General features: G+C 68.9%; 15 protein-coding genes. 11 read left to right on the top strand and 4 right to left on the bottom strand.

Annotated features, from left to right (window positions below; genetic code table 11):
* The first annotated feature begins 137 nt into the window (after nucleotides 1-137).
* Genes rfbC through AACG61_RS00145 form a run of 7 tightly spaced genes read left to right on the top strand, consistent with a single transcriptional unit; the run spans nucleotide 138 to nucleotide 7,010 of the window.
* Nucleotides 138-692 carry a dTDP-4-dehydrorhamnose 3,5-epimerase gene (gene rfbC / locus AACG61_RS00175; RefSeq protein WP_411838011.1) on the top strand — a complete coding sequence of 185 codons (555 nt, stop codon included), beginning with the start codon at nucleotides 138-140 and terminating at the stop codon, nucleotides 690-692.
* Nucleotides 689-1,726, top strand: a complete 1,038-nt coding sequence (gene rfbB, locus AACG61_RS00170; RefSeq protein WP_411838010.1) for a dTDP-glucose 4,6-dehydratase — start codon at nucleotides 689-691, stop codon at nucleotides 1,724-1,726. The genes rfbC and rfbB overlap by 4 nt, the downstream gene beginning before the upstream one ends.
* Nucleotides 1,726-2,586, top strand: coding sequence for a dTDP-4-dehydrorhamnose reductase (rfbD, locus tag AACG61_RS00165; protein ID WP_411838009.1), 861 nt, complete (start codon nucleotides 1,726-1,728; stop codon nucleotides 2,584-2,586). Before rfbB ends, rfbD begins: the two co-directional genes overlap by 1 nt.
* Entirely contained in the window at nucleotides 2,583-3,455 is an 873-nt protein-coding gene (gene rfbA / locus AACG61_RS00160) for a glucose-1-phosphate thymidylyltransferase RfbA (protein WP_411838008.1), read from the top strand. Before rfbD ends, rfbA begins: the two co-directional genes overlap by 4 nt.
* Before the next feature lie 26 nt (nucleotides 3,456-3,481).
* Nucleotides 3,482-5,092 (top strand): glycosyltransferase, encoded by a 1,611-nt coding sequence (locus AACG61_RS00155; protein ID WP_411838007.1) that lies wholly within the window; start codon nucleotides 3,482-3,484, stop codon nucleotides 5,090-5,092.
* Nucleotides 5,093-5,096: 4 nt separating this feature from the next.
* A complete protein-coding gene (locus AACG61_RS00150) occupies nucleotides 5,097-5,996 on the top strand; it encodes a glycosyltransferase family 2 protein (RefSeq protein ID WP_411838006.1) in 900 nt (299 codons plus the stop codon).
* 27 nt (nucleotides 5,997-6,023) lie between these two features.
* The gene (locus AACG61_RS00145) at nucleotides 6,024-7,010 is read left to right on the top strand and encodes a hypothetical protein (protein WP_411838005.1); all 987 of its coding nucleotides are present in this window, start codon (nucleotides 6,024-6,026) and stop codon (nucleotides 7,008-7,010) included.
* Here the strand turns inward: AACG61_RS00145 and AACG61_RS00140 are convergent, their stop codons facing one another.
* From AACG61_RS00140 to AACG61_RS00130, 3 genes are all read right to left on the bottom strand, one after another.
* Nucleotides 7,011-7,970, bottom strand: coding sequence for a hypothetical protein (locus tag AACG61_RS00140; protein WP_411838004.1), 960 nt, complete (start codon nucleotides 7,968-7,970; stop codon nucleotides 7,011-7,013).
* A 5-nt stretch (nucleotides 7,971-7,975) separates the two neighbouring features.
* Complete coding sequence (gene glf / locus AACG61_RS00135) at nucleotides 7,976-9,112, bottom strand: UDP-galactopyranose mutase (protein ID WP_411838003.1); 1,137 nt, start codon at nucleotides 9,110-9,112, stop codon at nucleotides 7,976-7,978.
* Nucleotides 9,113-9,229: 117 nt separating this feature from the next.
* Complete coding sequence (locus AACG61_RS00130; protein WP_411838002.1) at nucleotides 9,230-10,165, bottom strand: NAD-dependent epimerase/dehydratase family protein; 936 nt, start codon at nucleotides 10,163-10,165, stop codon at nucleotides 9,230-9,232.
* Nucleotides 10,166-10,362: 197 nt separating this feature from the next.
* Between AACG61_RS00130 and AACG61_RS00125 the strand changes: the two genes are divergently transcribed.
* From AACG61_RS00125 to AACG61_RS00110, 4 genes are all read left to right on the top strand, one after another.
* Nucleotides 10,363-10,845 (top strand): hypothetical protein, encoded by a 483-nt coding sequence (locus tag AACG61_RS00125; RefSeq protein WP_411838001.1) that lies wholly within the window; start codon nucleotides 10,363-10,365, stop codon nucleotides 10,843-10,845.
* Nucleotides 10,846-13,416, top strand: coding sequence for a rhamnan synthesis F family protein (locus AACG61_RS00120; RefSeq protein ID WP_411838000.1), 2,571 nt, complete (start codon nucleotides 10,846-10,848; stop codon nucleotides 13,414-13,416).
* A gap of 16 nt (nucleotides 13,417-13,432) precedes the next feature.
* Nucleotides 13,433-14,497 carry a hypothetical protein gene (locus AACG61_RS00115; protein WP_411837999.1) on the top strand — a complete coding sequence of 355 codons (1,065 nt, stop codon included), beginning with the start codon at nucleotides 13,433-13,435 and terminating at the stop codon, nucleotides 14,495-14,497.
* 181 nt (nucleotides 14,498-14,678) lie between these two features.
* Nucleotides 14,679-16,157 carry a sulfotransferase gene (locus tag AACG61_RS00110; protein ID WP_411837998.1) on the top strand — a complete coding sequence of 493 codons (1,479 nt, stop codon included), beginning with the start codon at nucleotides 14,679-14,681 and terminating at the stop codon, nucleotides 16,155-16,157.
* Here AACG61_RS00110 and AACG61_RS00105 read toward each other — a convergent pair.
* Entirely contained in the window at nucleotides 16,105-16,818 is a 714-nt protein-coding gene (locus AACG61_RS00105) for a 5'-nucleotidase, lipoprotein e(P4) family (RefSeq protein WP_411837997.1), read from the bottom strand. The genes AACG61_RS00110 and AACG61_RS00105 overlap by 53 nt on opposite strands.
* Between the last annotated feature and the right edge of the window lie 16 nt (nucleotides 16,819-16,834).

Raw genomic sequence — 16,834 nt, 5'->3', positions numbered from 1 at the left:
TAGCATGGGCGGGGCTTGGCGGGCAACCGCGGCCCGACGGGCGGAACTTGGAGCAGGCCGGCCTTTTCGGGCAAAGACGGGCTGACAAGCCGCGCGCTTGGACATAGACAGCAGGCTGACCACACCCCGAGGCGGCGATGAAGATTGAGACCACACCCCTTTCAGGCGTCCTGATCCTGACTCCGGCGCGGCACGGGGATGCGCGGGGCTTCTTTTCGGAGAGCTGGAACCGCCGGACCCTGCGCGAGGCGGGGCTGGACCTGCCGGACTTCGTGCAGGACAACCATTCGCTGTCGCGCCAGGCAGGCACGCTGCGCGGGCTGCATTATCAGGCCCCGCCCCATGCGCAGGGCAAGCTGGTGCGCTGCGGGCGCGGGCGGCTGTTCGACGTGGCCGTCGATGCGCGGCCGGACAGCCCGACCTATGGCCGGTGGTTCGGCACCGAGCTGAGCTTCGAGAACGGGCGTCAGCTGTGGATTCCGGCAGGCTTCCTGCACGGTTTCGCGACGCGCGAGGACGACACCGAGGTCGTCTACAAATGCACCGACCATTACGACCGGGCCGCCGACGGCGCCGTCGCCTGGGACAGCCTGGGCATCGACTGGGGCGTCTCGGACCCGGTCCTGTCGGACAAGGACCGCGCGGCACCGGCCTTCGCGGATTGGAAATCACCGTTCGGGGACATGGCATGAAGATACTGATCACAGGCGGCGCGGGCTTCATCGGCTCGGCCGTGGTAAGGCTGGCGATGGTCCGCGGGCATGAGGTTGTGAACCTGGACGCGCTGACCTATGCCGCCAACCTGGCCAATGTCGCCGAGGTCGCGGACCTGCCCGGCTATGCGTTCGAGCAGGCCGACATCCGCGACCGCGCGGCGCTGGACCGCATCCTGGCACGGCATCGCCCCGACGCGATCATGCATCTGGCCGCCGAGAGCCATGTGGACCGCTCCATCGACGGCCCCGCGGCCTTCATCGAGACGAACGTGATCGGCACCTTCAACATGCTGGAGGCGGCCCGCGCCTACTGGACCGCCGAGGGCCGCCCCGAGGGGTTCCGCTTCCACCACATCTCGACCGACGAGGTCTTCGGCTCCCTGGGCGAGACGGGGCAGTTCACCGAGACGACCCCCTACGACCCGCGCAGCCCCTATTCGGCCAGCAAGGCGGCGTCGGACCATCTGGTGCGGGCCTGGGCCGAGACCTACGGCCTGCCGGTCGTGCTGACGAACTGCTCGAACAATTACGGCCCCTACCACTTCCCCGAGAAGCTGGTGCCGGTGGTGATCCTCAAGGCGCTGGCGGGCCAGCCGATCCCCGTCTACGGCGACGGCGGCAACGTCCGCGACTGGCTCTATGTCGAGGATCATGCCGACGCGCTGCTGCTGGTCCTGGAGAAGGGCCAGCTGAACCGCAGCTACAATATCGGCGGCGCGAACGAGGCCCGCAACATCGACCTTGTGCGCACCATCTGCGCGCATATGGACGACATGAACCCCGCCGGCGCGCCGCATGAGCGGCTGATCACCTTCGTGACCGACCGGCCCGGCCATGACCGCCGCTATGCGATCGACCCGACCCGCATCCGCGACGAGCTGGGCTGGCGCCCCTCCGTCACCGTCGAGGAGGGGCTGCGCCGCACCGTCGCCTGGTATCTGGAGAACCGCGACTGGTGGCAGCCGCTGCTGGAGCGGGACGGCGTGGGCAAGCGGCTCGGGGCGGCCTGATGGACGGACTGCTGGTCTTCGGCCGGACGGGACAGGTCGCGCAGGAGCTGGCCGCGCTGGCGCCGGGGGCGACCTTCCTGGGCCGCGACCGGGCGGACCTGACCGACCCCGTGGCCTGCGCCGCGGCCATCCGCGACGCGCGGCCCCGCGCGGTGATCAACGCCGCCGCCCATACCGCCGTGGACCGGGCCGAGACGGAGGCCGACGCCGCGAGGCTGGTCAATGCCGAAAGCCCCGCCGCGATGGCGCAGGCCTGCGCGGCCCTGGGCGTTCCGTTCCTGCATGTCTCGACCGATTACGTCTTCGACGGCGCAGGCGACGCGCCGCGCGCCGAGGATGCGCCGACCGGGCCCCTGGGCGTCTATGGCGCGACCAAGCTGGCCGGAGAGCAGGGCGTGGCCGCCGCGGGCGGCAACTGGGCCGTGATGCGGACCTCCTGGGTCTTTTCGGCCCATGGCGCGAACTTCGTGAAGACGATGCTGCGCCTTGGCGCCGAACGGGACGTGCTGCGCGTGGTCGCCGACCAGGTCGGCGGCCCGACGCCCGCCGCCGACATCGCGGTCGCGCTGCTGCGCATGGCGCGGATCATGCGCGACCGGCCCGACACGACGGGCGGGATCTATCACTTCGCGGGTGCGCCGGACGTCTCCTGGGCCGATTTCGCGCGCCGCATCATGGAGCGCGCGGCGCTCTCGGCGCAAGTCGAGGATATCGGCACGGCCGACTATCCCACCCCGGCCCGGCGACCGCAGAATTCGCGCCTCGATTGCGGGCGCATCGCCCGCGACTTCGGGATCGGGCGCCCCGATTGGCAGGCCGGCTTGGACCGGGTGCTGCAGCAGATGAAGGACAGGACATGACACAGCGCAAGGGCATCATCCTGGCGGGCGGATCGGGCACGCGGCTCTATCCGATCACGATGGGCGTGTCGAAGCAGCTTCTGCCGCTTTATGACAAGCCGATGATCTATTACCCGATCACGGTGCTGATGCTGGCGGGCATCCGCGACATCGCCATCATCACCACCCCCGAGGATCAGGCGCAGTTCCAGCGCCTCCTGGGCGACGGCGGCCAGTGGGGCATCCGCTTCACCTACATCGTCCAGCCCAGCCCCGACGGACTGGCCCAGGCCTATATCCTGGCCGAGGATTTCCTGGACGGCGCGCCCTCCGCGATGGTGCTGGGCGACAACATCTTCTTCGGGCACGGCCTGCCCGAATTGCTGGCCGCGGCGGATGCGCGCCCCGCGGGCGGCACGGTCTTCGGCTATCGCGTGTCGGACCCCGAGCGCTATGGCGTGGTCGATTTCGATGAGACCATGCAGGCCCGCGCCATCGTCGAGAAGCCCTCGGTGCCGCCCTCGGACTATGCGGTCACGGGCCTCTACTTCCTGGACGGCAGCGCGCCCGAACGCGCCCGCGCGGTCCATCCGTCCGAGCGTGGCGAGTTGGAGATCACGACGCTGCTGGAGAGCTATCTGCACGAGGGCAGCCTGCAGGTCGAGCGCATGGGCCGGGGCTTCGCCTGGCTGGATACCGGCACCCATGCCAGCCTGCTGGACGCGGGCAATTTCGTGCGCACGCTGGAGAACCGCCAGGGCCTGCAGACCGGCTGCCCCGAGGAGATCGCCTTCGAGGCGGGCTGGATCAGCGCCGATCAGCTGCGCGCGCGCGCCCAGAGCTTTCGCAAGAACGATTACGGCGCTTATCTGCTGCGCCTGATCGACTGACGCATCCCAGAAAGAGCATCCCGTCCATGTCCACCCCCGCCACCCGCCCCGCCACCGCCGCCGACCATCTGTCGGCCGGCATCGCCGAGGCACGCGCCATCTACGAGCGGCTGTTCCCCGACCGCACGCTGCATTTCGTGCTGTCGCAGGGCAACGACCCGATGAGCGCGCATCCGCAGGTTATCGAGGGTCCGCACGTGCCTCGTCCGCAGGACCTGGGGCCTGACTATCTGGGCACGATCACGCGCCCGGGCACCGGCCCGAACGCCCCCGAGGTGACGATCCGCTTGGCCATCCCGCGCGCGCCCAACCCGGCCGAGCAGAAGCGGACCGACGCGCCCTGGCGCCCCATGCGCGGGCTGGGGCGTCTGTTCCGCGTCAGCCCCATGGCCTATGAGCGAGTTCGCTTTCGTGCCGAAATGCTGCGCAAGCGGCGCGCCGAGCGACACCACGACCACCGCCCGCTGCCCTTGGGCCGGGGCTGGGATGCCATCGCGCACCCCGAGGCGCCCGAGACCGGACAGCGTCCCGCGATCCTGATCGGGATGCACTGGCTGGAGGTCGGCGGCGCCGAGAAGCTGGGCTTCGACACGGTGAACTGGGCGCTGGAGGCCGGGCTGCGGGTCTTCGTCGTGGCTTCGGTCCCGGCGCTGCAGCGGCTGGCGGGGCGGTTGCCCGACCATCCCGACATCACCTTCATCCGGCTGGACCGCTATCTGCCGCATCACCTGTGGCCGCGCTACGTCGAGCGCCTGGCCTTGGCCGAGAACATCCGCGCCATCCACATCCACCATTGCACGCCGCTCTACGAAAGCCTGCCGATGGTGCGCGCGCGCCTGTCTTGGATCACGGTGATCGACAGCACCCACATCGTGGAACATGCCAATGGCGGCTATCCGCGCATCTCGGGCGTGTGGTCGAACTATCTGGACGTGCAGCATGTCATCAGCGGAGAGCTGGTGCGCTATCTGCGCGACCGCTTCCTCGCCGCGCCGGACCGGGTACGCCTCGGCCGGATGCTGGACCGCGAGGATCAGCCGCGCGCCCTGCCGCCCCTGCGCCTCGAGGCCGGGCAGAAGACCCTGCACGCGACCTTCATCGGCCGCCTCTACTATCAGAAGCGTCCGGTCGTGGTGGTCGAGACGCTGCGCGCGCTGGCGGCCTGGGCCAAGGGCGCAGGCGTCGCCTTCACCGCCACCATGGTGGGCGAGGGCCCGTTCGAGCATACGGTGACCGCGCTTCTGCGCCGATACGGCCTGTCTTCGGTCGTGACCGTGCTGCCGGGCAATGCCGACATCCCGGCGCTGCTGGGGCGGTCGGACATCCTGCTGCTGCCCTCCAGCAACGAGGGTCTGGCGCTGGTCTGCTACGAGGCCGTGCAGCACGGCTGCATCCCGATCTCGACCCGCGTGGGGTCCCAGGACGAGGTCCTGCCGGACGACCTGCTGGTCGAGATGGAGCCGCGCGCGGCGGTGCGCGGCACCGTGCGCGCCGTGGACCGGCTGTGGCGCGACGCGGCCTTCCTGGCCCGCCAGAAGGAGGGGCTGCATGCGGCCTTCGAACGGCTGCGCGCCGACCCGACCGCGAAGGAGGTGCTGATGCCCCTCTATCGCCGGATCGCCGAGAGCGGAGCGTGACCCGATGAGCGTGCTGACCATGACCGCCGCCGTGATCGTGACCTTCAACCGGTCGGACAAGCTGATGAAGGTTCTGGACGCGCTGGCGGCCCAGACCCGGCGGCCCGACGTTGTGATCGTCGTCGACAACGCCTCGACCGACGACACGCCCGAGCGGGTCGCCGCCCGCGCCGCCGCGGACCCCAGCATCCGCCATCTGCGCCTGCCCAAGAACGTCGGCGGGGCGGGGGGCTTTCACGCCGGGATGACGGCCGCCTATCAGCTGGGCGCGCAGTTCTTCTGGATCTCGGACGACGACGCCTATCCGAACCCGGACGCGCTGGAGGCGCTGCATGACGCGTTGTCGGGCTTCGAAGCCGATACCGGCTGGCGGCCCAGCTTCGCCTGTTCGCGCGTCGAGTGGATCGACGGCACGCTGTGCGAGATGAACACCCCGCGGCCGGTCTGGGACTGGGCGCGCTTCGTGCGGCCTGACCGGGCCTGGGCGCTGGTGGACAGCGCGTCCTTCGTGTCGGTGATGATCCCGCGTTGGGCGCTGACCGAACACGGCCTGCCCATCGCGGATTACTTCATCTGGTTCGACGACGCCGAATACACCCGCCGCATCGCGCGCAGCTATCCGGGCATCTTCGTGCCCGAAAGCGTGGTCGTGCATGACACGCCCGACAATCGCGGCGTGAACTTCGGCCTGATCGACGAGAAGAGCCTGTGGAAGTTCCGCTATGGCGCCCGCAACGAGACCTCGTGGCGGCGCCGCGAGATGGGGCTTGTGGGGGTGCTGGCCTATGCCTATGGCGTGCGTCGGCAGATGAAGCAGGGCCATGTGCCCGGCCGCATGCGGCGCGACATCTATCGGGCCATCCTCCGGGGCCTCGGCTTCCGCCCCGCCATCGACCGCTTCTGACGCATCCTGATCGAGACGACCGACCCCATGAGCGACCGCAAGACCCTCTATCTTCACATCGGCGTCCACCGGACGGCGACCACCGCCATCCAGGCGACGATGTTCCGCAACTGGAAGACCTTCCGCGACCGGGGTATCCTCTATCCCCTGGGGGTGGAGCGCCATATCGGCACGTTCAACAACATCTTCTTCGGCAGGACGACCGCCCAGGCCGTCGCCACCGACCTGGTGCAGCGCGCCGCCGCCCATCCCGTGCCCATCCACACCGTCGTCATGAGCGACGAGGATGTCAGCATGCGGCGCGACCTCAGCCCGCTGCGCGCCTTCGCCGATCATTTCGACGTCAAGGTGATCTTCGCGATGCGCCGCCAGGACCTGTGGCTGGAGAGCTGGTGGGCGCAGAACGTCAAGGGGCAGTGGGATCGCCGCTACTGCCACATGCCCTGGCCGGAATTCCTGGATCGGCGGGCCGACTTCCACTGGATCGACTACGCCGCCTATATCGACCAGATCGAGCAGGTCTTCGGCGCGGGCAGCGTCAAACCCTACGTCTTCGAACGCGGGCAGATGCCGCGCGGCCCCATCGCGGCCTTCTGCGAGCAGTTCGGCTTTCGCGATGCGGCCTCGCTGGTCAAGGCGGGGGGCGAGAACATCAGCCTGACGCCCGAGGTGTCGGAGTTCGTGCGCCACCTTCCGCTGATCGACGCGCCGATGCAGCTGCGCCTGCGCCTGATCGCCATGGCCGAGGCGGTGGACCGCCGCGTGCGCACCGAAAGGCCGGTGACGCTGATGATCCCGCACGATCAGCGCGTGGCGATCATGAACCAGTTCGAACCGGGCAACCGCCGCATCGCGCAGCGCTTCTTCGGGCGCGACCAGCTGTTCCTGGAACCGCTGCCCGGGGCGGATGCGCCGGTGACCACGCCCGCGCTGCCCTATGGCTCGACGCAGGTGATGACGCGGCTGGTGTCGCCCTTCGTCTCCGACATGATCGGCAGTCTGAGCAAGGACTGATCAGCCCCGGCGCTTGTCGCGCAGCGCCCGCGCGCGGTCCAGCGCCGCCAGGGCCTGCTGCGGCCGGTCCATGGCCGCCAGCGCCAGGCTGCGCGTCTCCAGCAGGTCGCTCAGCGGAAAACGCTTCAGCCCGGCCTCGCAGACCCGCAGCGCCAGGCCGGGGCGGCGGCGCATCAGCGCCTCGCGGGCCAGCATCCGGTGATACCGGATCGTCTCCTTGCGGGCGCGGATGGCCTTCTGGAACGCGGGCTTCGAGAAGCTGCCGTCGATGATCTGCCGCGTCAGCGGCTTCAGCAGCCCGGTCTGGATCAGCATCGGCGGCACGCCGTGCCCGCCCGCCGGGACCGGCATCAGCATGACGCGGCCGGTCTGCTCGAACCGCGCGGCATGGCGCAGGTCGGCCCTGTCGAAATTGTCGAAGAAGACGAAGCCCTGCGCGGCCTGGGCCAGGCCCGCCGGCCCGTCCGAATAGGGCAGCGACCAGTCGCGGGCGCGGCCATTGGCATAGCGCCGCTCCCACGGCACGACGCGGCCGTCCAGCGTGCTCTGCGGGCTGAAGGCGATCACTGTGGCGCCCGGCGCCAGCGGCGCGAAGGCCGCGGCGGCGAAACCGCCCATGGACCCGCCGGTCAGCACCACCCTGGCGAAGGAGGCGAAGAAGCCCTCGTCGCGCAGCGTCTCCAGCGCGGCGATCAGCGTGCGGTCACGATACCAGGATGTCTCGCGCGCGATCACGCCCAAGAGCGAATGGCCCTCGGACAGATAGAAGCGCGCGCCCCAGGTCGGGCGGCCGACATAGGCCTCCTCGGCCGGGCGCGCGGCATTGTCGAAGCTGACCACCAGCGTCGGGCCGCCGGGTTCGTATTGCAGCCGGTGGTCGCCCAGTTCGCGCGTGAAGGGCGACGACGGGTGGCGGCCCGGACCGGTGGGGCGGCCCATGGTCAGCAGGCGGCGCAGCATCGCGCTCAGACCGGCGACACGGCGAAGGCCGGCATCGCGCCGCCCTCCGCGCCGAAGCGGGCGGCGGTGTCCAGCGCCTCGCGGATGGTCACGTCCATGTCCAGATAGCGATAGGTGCCAAGCCGCCCGACGAAGGTCACCCCCGGCGTGGCACGGGCAAGGTCGATGTACTGCTCCAGCAGCGCCTTCTCCTCGACGAGGCGGATCGGATAGTAGGGCGTGTCGCCCGGCTCGGCCGCGCGGGAATATTCGCGATAGCAGACCGTGCCCTCGTGGCTCTCCCAGGGGCTGAAATGCTTGTGCTCGGTGATGCGGGTATAGGGCACCTCGCGGTCGCCAAAGTTCATCACCGCGCAGCCCTGATAGTCGCCGGTGTCGCTGAACCGCTCGAAATCCAGCGTGCGATAGCCGAGCCGGCCGAGGCGATAGTCGAAATACCCGTCCAGCGGACCCGACCAGAAGACGTGATCGGCCTCGGCCGCCATCTCGGGGCGGTATTCGGTCCCCAGTTCGACCGTGATGCGCGGATGGTCCAGGATCGCCGCGACCATGGCGGTGTAGCCGTCCTGCGGCATCCCCTGGAAGCGGTGGAAGAAGTAGTTGTCGTCGTAGTTGAACCGCACCGGCAGCCGCTTCAGGATCGACGCGGGCAGGTCGGTGGGCGAACAGCCCCACTGCTTCTCGGTATAGCCCTTGAAGAATGCCTCGTAGAGTTCTGGACCGACGAAGCGCAGCGCCTGTTCCTCGAAGGTCTGCGGGTCGGAGATGCTGGTGTCGGCCTTGCTCTCGATGAAGGCGCGCGCCTCGTCGGGGCGAAGGGTCGTGCCGAAGAACTGGTTGATCGTCAGCAGGTTGATGGGCAGCGAATGCACCCGGCCCTGCGCCGTCGTCTTGACGCGGTTCTGATAGGGCAGGAACCGCGCGAAGCGGTTGACGTAGTCCCAGACCCCCTCGTCGTCGGTATGGAAGATGTGCGGGCCATAGACATGCAGCATGACGCCCGTCGCGGCGTCGCGCTCTGTATGGCAGTTGCCGGCGATGTGGGGCCGCGCGTCGATGATGCGGCAGTCATGCCCGGCCTCGGCCAGTTCCCGCCCGATCACGGCGCCGGACAGCCCCGCGCCCACCAGAAGTATCTTCATTGTCCCGTCCTGTCCCGCGCGCGCCCGCAAGGGGCGGTCATGTCCCGTCTGCGCAGGCTATAGCCCAGCCTGCGGGGCGATCCAACCAAGCGCGTGTGGCACGGACGGCGGGCCCGGTCAGGCGGCGGCGGAAACGTGCTTGTGGTTGCAGATCCACGACCACGCGTCGCGCATCCCCTCCTCGAGGCCGATCGACGGGGTCCATCCGGTGGCGGCGCGGATGCGGTCGATGTCCAGCACCACCCGCGGCACGTCGAAGCCGCGGCCCGGCTTGTGCACGGGCGTCAAGCTGCGTCCGGTGACGCGGCCGGTCAGCTCGACGATCTCGCGGACCGAGGCGCCCGTGCCCGATCCGGCGTTGAAGCAGCCGTTGATCGGACGCTCCAGCGCCAGGGCCGTCAGGTCGGCCAGATCGCGGACGTGGACGAAGTCGCGCACCACGCTGCCGTCGCCCCAGACCTCGATCGGCTCGTCGCGGGCGATCTTCCACAGATAGGTGCCGATGATGCCCTGCAGCCCGCCATGGCCCTGGCGCGGACCGTAGGGGTTGGAGGCGCGCAGCGCGACATAGTCCAGCCCGTGCAGGTGCCGCTCCATGTGCAGATAGCGCTCGATCGCCAGCTTGACGATGCCGTAGCTGGAGATGGGGGCCTGGGGATGATCCTCGGGGACCGGATCGGTCTGCGGGATGCCGTAGACGGTCCCGCCCGAGGACAGGAACACCATCCGCCGGATGCCGCGTTCGCGCATCAGCTGCAGCAGGCGGACCGTGCCGATCAGGTTGCTGTCGATGTCGGCTATCGGGTCCAGGTTGGCGGTCGCCGGGACGGTGGTGCTGGCGGTGTGCACCACGGCCTCGACGCCCTTCAGCGCGCCGCGCAGCACCTCCGCGTCGCAGAAGCTGCCCTGCACGTACTCGACCCCCGGCAGGGGCGGCCGGTAGGCCTCGGGACGCAGGTCCAGCACGCGGACGCGGTGGCCGGCACTCAGCAGGCTGTCCACGATATGCGATCCGATGAAGCCGCAGCCGCCGATCACCAAGACTCGGTTCATAGAGGTCATCCATCTATCCGGGTGGGCCCAGTGGCCAACAGTTTCGCCTTGCCGTTGCAATCCGCCGGCCGCTTGTCCGCCGTCACATACCGCAAAAAACCGTGATTGCAAAGCCGCCCCTTGGTGCGCCATAAGCGCCGCGAACCCCGCGCAGGGCGAGTTGCCGTGGGACGGCGTGACTGAGGCGAAGGGCAAAGATGCTGATCATCCATGAACCGAAGGACGGCGCGCGCAGGCGTCTGCCCCAGTCCCTGCTGGATTCCGAGCCGCGTCTGGCCCTTGCCGGACCGGTGGATGCCTTCGACGGCGCGGGCGTCGCGGCGGCCTGGGGACGGGTCGGCGGCCCGGTCCTGCGCTTCACGCATGTCGGCGCCCCGCGCACCGCCTTCGCGGTCCTGCACGATTGCGCGGCACTGTGTCGGCCGCTTCTTGCCGAGACCTTCGCCGGCCTGCGCTATGTTCAACCCCGGGGCGAGACGCTGCCCGACGCTCCCGCCGCCGGCCAGGCCCGCGAGGTCGCCTGGAGCCATGGCGCCGACGGCATGGTCGCGGGCTTCGCGCTGGCGCCGCTGGTGGCCAGCAGCCCGCTGCTTCTTCCGCTGCTTCGACAGCTGGCCGCCGCGCCGCTGTCGGACGAGGTCCGATTCGCCCATCTGGGCGCCGCATTTGCAGGATACTGAATGACGCGTCTGAACGATCTGTGGACCACGCTGGCCGAACCGTCCGGCATCCTGGACGGGCGACCGGCCCATGACTTCGACCCGACCTTCTATCATCGGGCCTATCCCGATCTGGACGGCGACCTGCAGGCGCTGTCGGACCACTTCGCCAACCATGGCCGGGCCGAGGGGCGTCACGGCACCTATTACAGCCAGCTGCGCATGCAGGCGCCCCATATCGACGCCGCGCTGGCCGGGCTGGTCACCCATCCCGACCTCAGGGCGGCGATCGACGAGGGCGTGCCGGGCGCGCTGGAGCTGGCCTTCGAGCTGATCCAGCTGGGCGCGCCGGTCGACGCGCGGATCTCGGACTTCTCGATGGCGGCCTATCTGGAATGGTATCCCGACATCGGCGCGGCGCGGATGAACCCGCTGATGCACTATCTGCGCTTCGGCTCGGTCGAGGGGGGGCGGCGGACGCTGGCCGACCTGCGCAAGGGTCTGACGCCGGGCGGGCAGACCTATCGCCCGGAGCTGCCCACCGTGCTGATCTGCGTGCACGAGATGTCGCGCACCGGCGCCCCCGTCGTCGGCCGCGACCTGGTGCGCGAGGCCAGCCGCACCCACAACGTCGTGGTGGCCGCCCTGCGCGGGGGCGAGCTGCAGGAGCAGTTCCTGCCGCATTGCTGCGCCGTGCTGATCACCCAGAACCCGCTGCGCGAGATGCCCTATGTCAACGCCGAACCCTTCCGGCGGATCGACTTCGCGCTGCTGAACTCGGTCGAGTGCTCGCTGTTCATCCATCCGCTGGTGGCGCGCGACATCCCGTTCGCGGCCTATATCCACGAATATTCGGACTATACCTATCCCACCTGGAAGTCGCGCCACATGGCGGCCTTCTCCGACCTGCTGGTCTTCTCCTCGGATCATGTCCGCGACAGCTGGCGCGGGCGGCTGGCCGACGTGACCTTCGACGTGGAGGCCGACAGCACCATCGTCCCTCAGCATCCGCTGGTCGAGGGCGAGGTGACCGAGGACCGCCGCCTGGCCGCCCGCCGCAGGCTGTCGGGGGTGCTGGGCCGCGACCTGGACGGCGCCCGGCTGATCTGCGGCGCGGGCCATGTCCAGTGGCGCAAGGGCACCGACATCTTCGTGCAGGCCGCCCAGATCGCGCGCGACGCGGACCCCGACGCGGTCTTCGTCTGGATCGGGGACGGCCGCAACCATGAGGACATGGGCTTCGGCGTCTGGTTCGACTATCACCTGCGCCAGGCAGGGGCCGACCGCGCGGGGGGCAACCTGTTCTTCCTGCCGGCCGGGCCGCTCTATCCCGACGTGATGGACGCGGCGGACGCGATGTTCCTGTCCTCGCGGCTGGACCCGCTGCCCAACGTCGTCTTCGACGCGGCCCGCCGGGGGCAGCGCATCGTCTGCTTCGACGGCGCGACGGGCTTTGCCGACGACCGCTATGCCGGGTCCGACCGGATCATGCGCGTGCCCTATGCCGACCCCGCCGCCGCCGTCCGCGCGCTGCGGGCGCTCTCCGCCAAGACCGGCACGGCTGAGGCCGCGGAAGCCCCCGCCGCGCCGGGCCCGCTGCTGTTCGACCGGCTGCGCGGCGCGCTGCAGGACCGGCTGTCGCGGCAGCGCAACTTCCTGCTGGGCGAGACCCAGATCGACATCCCGCTGCTGTTCAGCAAGTCCGAGGCCGACCGCCCCCTGCGCGTCAAGGAGCGCGAGAAGCTGTTCCGCTATGGCCGCCGCCTGCTGTGGCGTGACCTGAAGGATGCCGAGGACACGCTGGCCGCCTCCGACAACTGGATCCACCGCCGCACCCGGCTGGAGCCCTACGCGACGATGGCCCCGGCAGACCCGGCCGTGCCGGACTATGCGATCCACGTCCACGCCTTCTACATTGACGACCTGCCCGACGACCTGCGACAGCGCGCGGCCTTCGCGCGCGCGCGCCGCATCGTCGTGACCACCGACAGCGCGGAAAAGGCCGACGCCATCCGCGCCATGGGCGAGGCCCAGGGCCTGACCATCGAGACCCTGCTGGTGCCCAACCAGGGACGCGACATCCTGCCCTTCCTGCAGCTGTTCGGCCCCGACGGCGCGGCCGGAGAGGAGCAGTTCTGGTGCCACCTGCACCAGAAGAAGTCGGTCCAGACCACCAGCCACGGCGACGTCTGGCGGCGCTTCCTGCATCGGGTCCTGCTGGGCGACGCCGAAGGGCTGTCCTCGGCGCCGGGGCTGATCGGGCGGGACGGGGTCGGCCTCGTCGCCCCGTTCGAGCCGCATTTCGTGCCGTGGGACGATTCGCGCCGCTGGCTGCCCGGCATCGCGGACCGCTTCGACGGGCCGATGCCCGACAACCCGCTGCTGTTCCCGGTGGGCAACATGTTCTGGACGCGGGCCGACGTGGCGCGGCGGATGCTGAACCTGTTCGGCCCGGACCATTCCTGGCCCAACGAGCCGATCCCCACCGACGGCACCGAGTTCCACCTGATCGAGCGCCTCTGGCCCGCCATGGCCGCCCAGGCCGGGCTGGAGTCGGTCTTCCTGCACAAGATGGATGAGGAAAGGGTCTGATTGGCCATGCATTGGCATGACGATCAGGGTAGATGAGATGAAAATTGCTGTTCACGTTGGGATGCACAAGACCGGCTCCACGGCGATCCAGAACTTCCTATGGCGATCGGACCTCGATGGTCTCGGCTATATGCCATGGACGGGCCCCAATCATTGCGGGCTGTTTATTCTGCTGTTTCAGGAGGAAAGCAGGCTAGCGGAGTATCACGGGTTCCGCGCGTTGGGCGATAGCTTCGTTAAAAATCTGCCTGCCATGCGCGATGAGTGGATGCACAAAACTGATGCTTATCTACGGTCATTCAAGGGAGATACAGTCGTCTTCTCAGCGGAAGACATCTCATGGCCGGGATTTAAAGACGCCGCCATGAATATGGTGTCGTTCTTCAAAACTTACTCGGATGACGTTTCAGGGTTCGGCTATGTTCGGGAAAGCCGGTCATTCTGCCGAAGCGCGTATCAACAGTATTTGCAAGGTGCAGACGTTCACCGGCTAAACTTCGACCATCTGTGGCCCAACTATCGCGGGCGTTTCGAGCATTTGGACGAGGCGTTTGGCGGGGGCAAGCTAGAGCTGCGAATTTTTGATCGCCATTCGCTTCATAATGAAGATGTCGTTCAGGATTTCTTGTCGCAACTTGGCTATAACACCTCTCACTTTGGCGGTGAGGAGGATAACAAATCGCTGTCCGCGGAAGCGACTGCCCTACTTTATGTGCAGCGGGAGTTCGGAGACGGCTTCGGTGCGCGCGGCGTGGGCGCATTTGCAAGAAACAAGACACTCATAGACGCGCTTTCTAAAATCGGACGTGGAAAGTTTGATTTTGATGATGAGGTCTGGAAAAGGGTTGAAGAGAAATATCAACTTGACATCAAATGGATTTCTGAACGGCTTGGAGTGAATTTTCCGGAGGGTATGCTTCTTGGTGCACGGAAAATTAAATCTGAAGATGATTTGGTCACTATCGCACTCGAAAGCGTTGTGGAACTGAAGAACGCGATTGCGTCAAAAGCTCTCACACATGACGCTCAAGACGGACAAAACGCCGTTCAACTGATCAACGCACTTAGGGCGCTCTCATAGGATCGCAGTCAGAGCAATGACAGCATCTCGCGTGCGGACATGCGGACGCAACTTCCGCTTGACGACGCGGGGCGTTTTGCCAATGCCTGTAACCCTGTCATGCAGACGGTCGCGGCGTGCGTCGCGGGTCCCTCGGGAGGAGGGGGCGGTCTGCGGGCGCCATGTTTGAGGTGAACTGTTCATGACGACCGCTTCGGAGAAGACCGCCCTGATCGTGCTGGGCATGCACCGTTCGGGGACATCGGCCCTGGCCGGGGTGCTGGGACAGCTGGGCGTCACCCTGCCGGCGGACCTGATGGACGCGGCCGAGATGAACGCCAAGGGCTTCTTCGAATCGAACCGCATCACCGGCCTGAACGAGCGTCTGCTGGCCAAGGCGGGCTTCACCTGGTGGGACCCGCGCCGCTTTCCCGCCGCGTGGTTCGACGGGCCCGACGCCGAGGCCCTGCTGGAAGAGGCGGTCGCCGCGCTGCAGGACGACTATGGCGACGCGCCCCTGTTCGTCATCAAGGACCCGCGCATCTGCCGCCTGATGCCCTTCTGGCTGCGCGCGCTGGAGCGGTTCGGCGCCCGCGTCCGCATCGTGCACACCCATCGCGGCCCCTGGGACGTGGCGGCCTCGCTGACCCGGTGGGCCGATTACGAGACCGAGTTCGGCCTGCTCCTCTGGGCGCGCCACGTCCTGGACGCCGAGGCCGAGAGCCGCGGCCTGCCCCGCAGCTTCACCAGCTATGACGCGCTGATGGGCGACTGGCGCGCCGTGGTCGAGGGCATCGCCGCCGATCTGGCGCTGGACTGGCCGCGCGCGCCCGCCGAGGCCGCGGCCGATATCGACGACTTCCTGTCGCGCGACCTTCAGCATTTCCGCGCCGCCAGCCCGACCGGCCCCGACGGGCAGGTCCTGCCGCCCATGCTGGCGCGGATCGAGGCGATCCTGCAGGCCTGGACCGAGGGGGGCGATCCCGCCGCCGGTCAGGACGGGCTGGACCGCCTGCGCGCGGCGATGGACGCGACCGGACCGCTGTTCGATCCGCTGGCGCTGCGCTCGGTTCATCGGGCGCGCGAGGTGCGCGAGGCGACGGCCCGGATGACGCGGATGCAGGCCGCTCAGGTCGAGGCCGCGGCGCGTGCCGTCGCGGACCGCGAGGCCCTGACCGCGAGGATCGCCGATCAGCAGGCGCTTCTGACGCGGGCGGGCCGCGACGGGGCGCAGCAGCAGGCGACCATCGCCGAGCTGTCGGGCCGGGTCCAGGCGCTGGACGGCCGGCTGCATGTGGCCCAGGTCCAGCTGCGCCAGCTGAGCGAGCAGCGCGCCCGCGAGATGCAGGAGCGGATGGCCCTGGCCATCGCGCTGGAGGACCCCGAGGCGATGTCGGACCGCCTGTCCGCGCTGACCGCGCGGGTCGAGCGTGCGACCGCGGCCCTGCGCGCCGAGGAGCGGCGGCTGCGCGCCGAATCGGACCGCCGCGCCGCCGAGGACGAGGCCCTGCGTCAGCGCCTGGCCGCCGCCGAGACCGCGCTGCGCGATGCCGACGCGGCCCGGCGCGAGGCCGAGGACAGCGGGCGACGGCGCGAGGCCGAGCTGCTGGCCAGCACCTCGTGGCGGGTCACGGCGCCGTTGCGGCTGCTGTCGCGCGGAGTGCGGGGGCTGCGCCGCTAGGCTGCCAGGGGCGCAGGTCGGCCTGCATCCAGGTGCCGTGCGCGGCGTTCGGGAAGACGATCCAGTCCTGGCCGAACCGGTCGGCGTGATCGGCTGCGACGCGGTGCTGCTCGTCCAGCGCGACCCCGGCGAAGGCGCCGTCGAAATCGTGCATCGTGTCGCCCAGCTGCAGGATGATCCGGTGATCGCGCTCGACCGCGGCGCGGCGCTCGGCCTTGGGCGGGCCGAACAGCAGCACCTGTTCGGCACGGACCTGCGGCAGGCCGAGGCGCGACAGCGTGGCGATGGTCGCCAGCTTGTTCTCCTCGAACCGGTCGGACAGGTAGAAGATCGTGACGCCCAGCCTGTCGGCCAGCGCGAAGAAATCGGCTGCGCCGGGGATCAGGTGCGGGTCGCCCTCGCGCTCCCACCGCTTCCAGGTCTCGAGGCTCTGGAATATGCCGTCGTGATGCATGGCCAGCGCCATGACGGCGCTGTTGTCCAGGATCGTCTCGTCGATGTCGCTGACGATGGCCAGGCCCGCGCCGCCGCCCGCCTCGGCCACCGCGGCGCGCAGGCGCAGCGTCGCAAGCACATAGCACTGCCGCTGCAGCGCCCGCACCTCGGCCGAGGCCTGCTGATAGCGGACGGCGATCGCGTGGTCATGCGGCGTGCGGGTCATCGGGGGCTCCTTGGGT

It is taken from the genome of Paracoccus sp. ME4 (assembly GCF_046736325.1).
In the GTDB taxonomy this organism is placed as follows: domain Bacteria; phylum Pseudomonadota; class Alphaproteobacteria; order Rhodobacterales; family Rhodobacteraceae; genus Paracoccus.
This window is presented reverse-complemented; position numbering and strand designations above follow the sequence as displayed.

Bases quoted from the DNA above. Each gene is read 5' to 3' on its own strand.
- rfbC (WP_411838011.1), top strand. From the start codon at position 138: ATGAAGATTGAGACCACACCCCTTTCAGGCGTCCTGATCCTGACTCCG.
- rfbB (WP_411838010.1), top strand. From the start codon at position 689: ATGAAGATACTGATCACAGGCGGCGCGGGCTTCATCGGCTCGGCCGTG.
- rfbD (WP_411838009.1), top strand. From the start codon at position 1,726: ATGGACGGACTGCTGGTCTTCGGCCGGACGGGACAGGTCGCGCAGGAG.
- rfbA (WP_411838008.1), top strand. From the start codon at position 2,583: ATGACACAGCGCAAGGGCATCATCCTGGCGGGCGGATCGGGCACGCGG.
- AACG61_RS00155 (WP_411838007.1), top strand. From the start codon at position 3,482: ATGTCCACCCCCGCCACCCGCCCCGCCACCGCCGCCGACCATCTGTCG.
- AACG61_RS00150 (WP_411838006.1), top strand. From the start codon at position 5,097: ATGAGCGTGCTGACCATGACCGCCGCCGTGATCGTGACCTTCAACCGG.
- AACG61_RS00145 (WP_411838005.1), top strand. From the start codon at position 6,024: ATGAGCGACCGCAAGACCCTCTATCTTCACATCGGCGTCCACCGGACG.
- AACG61_RS00140 (WP_411838004.1), bottom strand. From the start codon at position 7,970: ATGCTGCGCCGCCTGCTGACCATGGGCCGCCCCACCGGTCCGGGCCGC.
- glf (WP_411838003.1), bottom strand. From the start codon at position 9,112: ATGAAGATACTTCTGGTGGGCGCGGGGCTGTCCGGCGCCGTGATCGGG.
- AACG61_RS00130 (WP_411838002.1), bottom strand. From the start codon at position 10,165: ATGAACCGAGTCTTGGTGATCGGCGGCTGCGGCTTCATCGGATCGCAT.
- AACG61_RS00125 (WP_411838001.1), top strand. From the start codon at position 10,363: ATGCTGATCATCCATGAACCGAAGGACGGCGCGCGCAGGCGTCTGCCC.
- AACG61_RS00120 (WP_411838000.1), top strand. From the start codon at position 10,846: ATGACGCGTCTGAACGATCTGTGGACCACGCTGGCCGAACCGTCCGGC.
- AACG61_RS00115 (WP_411837999.1), top strand. From the start codon at position 13,433: ATGACGATCAGGGTAGATGAGATGAAAATTGCTGTTCACGTTGGGATG.
- AACG61_RS00110 (WP_411837998.1), top strand. From the start codon at position 14,679: ATGACGACCGCTTCGGAGAAGACCGCCCTGATCGTGCTGGGCATGCAC.
- AACG61_RS00105 (WP_411837997.1), bottom strand. From the start codon at position 16,818: ATGACCCGCACGCCGCATGACCACGCGATCGCCGTCCGCTATCAGCAG.